Source organism: Affinundibacterium flavidum (assembly GCF_014284175.1).
Classification (GTDB): Bacteria; Pseudomonadota; Gammaproteobacteria; order Burkholderiales; family Burkholderiaceae_D; genus Undibacterium; species Undibacterium flavidum.
Genome location: NZ_JACOGA010000054.1, coordinates 1 through 401, shown reverse-complemented (window position 1 = coordinate 401; position 401 = coordinate 1). Strand labels below are relative to the sequence as shown.

Here is a 401-nt window from a genome sequence, read left to right as displayed (position 1 = left end):
GCCTAAAGTATTCCAGGTCACACCGCCATCGGTGGAAACTTGTTGTACACCCGTATCGGTTCCTAATACTGCAGTACCGGAGGATGGTGTGACATTGACTGTTGTTGCTGTTGTGCTCGTGCCGCTTAAGGTGACACTAAATACTAAATTGCCGCCTTCGCCTACCGTCGGGCTACTGACCGATGTCACAACCAGACGATCATCATCGCCACCACCTGTGCCTGTACCATCATCATGAATGGTCGTCGTGACGCTGCTTGTGCCTAAAGTCGCGTTCGTCGGTGCAGATAAATTCACCTGGAAGTTTTCAGCGCCTTCAAATACTGTGTCATTTGTGATCGCGACCGTAATCGTTTTGCTCGTTTCGCCTGGTGCGAATGTCACATTGCCGGCTACGGCTG

The 401-nt window shown here is 51.4% G+C and carries 1 protein-coding gene; it reads right to left on the bottom strand.

The annotated features are described in order from the left end of the window. Positions 1-401 (bottom strand): Calx-beta domain-containing protein (locus tag H8K55_RS21320; protein ID WP_329605079.1); only part of this gene is annotated, 401 nt, incomplete at both ends.